The sequence below is a fragment of the Endozoicomonas sp. ONNA1 genome (assembly GCF_024606325.1).
Classification (GTDB): Bacteria; Pseudomonadota; Gammaproteobacteria; order Pseudomonadales; family Endozoicomonadaceae; genus Endozoicomonas_A.
The window spans coordinates 1-1,650 of the sequence record NZ_JAHHPN010000907.1; the positions used below are offsets into that span (position 1 = coordinate 1).

2 protein-coding genes are annotated in these 1,650 nt (G+C 47.5%); both read left to right on the forward strand.

The genetic code is table 11. The features are described from left to right. A partial coding sequence (locus KDK19_RS21335) for a hypothetical protein (RefSeq protein WP_257292903.1) occupies positions 1–509 on the forward strand: 509 nt, incomplete at its 5' end. Next, positions 503–1,558 carry a WD40 repeat domain-containing protein gene (locus tag KDK19_RS21340; protein WP_257292904.1) on the forward strand — a complete coding sequence of 352 codons (1,056 nt, stop codon included), beginning with the start codon at positions 503–505 and terminating at the stop codon, positions 1,556–1,558. The genes KDK19_RS21335 and KDK19_RS21340, both read left to right, overlap by 7 nt. The last annotated feature ends 92 nt before the right edge of the window (positions 1,559–1,650 follow it).

The window sequence follows — 1,650 nt, forward strand, 5'->3', positions numbered from 1 at the left end:
CAATCGTCACTTCAAAAGATGATGATCAACTCCGTTGTTGGATGGAGCGGTTTATAAATGATAAGGATTTAATCGATTCACTCATAAAACGCCGAAACAATCCCTATATACCTGCTCTGCTTCATTTCACTAATACCGAACGAAAGTCTCAATTAAGAACCTTCATGTCAGCAACAAAAGCCACTATTTCACATGATGAGCCTGTCAAATCAGCCAGTTTCAGCGCTGATGCCAGCCATATGCTGACTGCCGGTCAAGACGGCGCGGCGAGAATCTTTGGCCTGGAGGCTGATGGATCGTGGATACCAAAGGTCCTCACTCTTCAGCGCTATTCAGTGCTTTCAGCGAGTTTCAGCACCAATGGCCGCCATGTGGTAATCCTCACTGGCAACAGCGCAGTGCGTATATACGGACAAGAGGCCGATGGTTCATGGGAACGAAAAGCCGTTATTGTTCATGAGGACGATGTCTATTCAGCACCTTCAGTCCCGATAGTTGTTATTTGCTAACCAGTTCTTGGGGCGGGGCGAGAATCTATGGTCTGGAGGCTGATGGTACATGGAAAATAAAAGCCAGTATTTCCGGTCATGAAGGCTTCTGTTCACCGACCTTTAGCTACGACGGCCGCTATCTGCTGATCAAGGGTGACAATCAGATAGCGCGAATCTTCGGCCTGGAAGACGATGGATCATGGCAACCAAAAGCTATCATTCGGCACAATAGTTCAAGGTTGGCTCGCTTCAGCCCCGATGGCCGCCTTGTGGCGACTGTCAGTGGCGATCGCAATGTCAAAGTCTATGGCCAGGAGATAGAAGGATTTTGGCAAGAACAAGCCACCCTACACCATATTTTCTCGGTTGAATCAGCCCTCTTCAGCCCCGATAGTCGCCACGTGGTGACTGTTGGTGTCAATAATATGATTAACAGGTTTGTGAAAATCTATTGTCAGAAGGACGATGGATTATGGGAAGAAAAAGGCATCATTCACCATAATGGTTCGATATCAATTACCTTCAGTGCTGATAGCCGCCATATGGTGACCGTCTGTAATGATAAAACGGCGAAAATCTATGGCCTGAAGGACGATGGATCATGGGAAAAAAAAGAGACCGTTTTTCATGGTAATTGGGTTATATCGGCGACCTTTAGCCCAGATAGCTGCCATGTGGTGACTGCCAGTGCTGATGGAACGGCGAAAATATACGGCCTGAAGGACGATGGGTCATGGGAGGAGAAAGCGACCATTTCTCATAAAAAGTGGGTCAAATCAGCGACCTTCAGCACTGATGGCCGACATATAGTGACTGCCAGTGATGACGGCACGGCGAAAATCTGTGGTCAGATGCTCGATGGAACCTGGTTAGTAAAAGCGACCATTTCCCATGGCGGTCCTGTCAGATCAGCCATCTTCAGCGCCGATGGCGACTATGTGATGACCGTCGCTGACGATGATTGGGGCAATGGTGATTGGGACGATAATAATGGTAGTCAAACCGTGAAAATCACCGAACTTTGGGTGGAAGATGACATCCTTGAGGATATATGTCGTCTCCTTTGATCTATGACTCTACGGTTCCCGCGTCTTGCACGGTTATCCATACCTCTGTTCAGGGTAATTGAACAAAAAATGTCTTCAGTATGTATCATCCA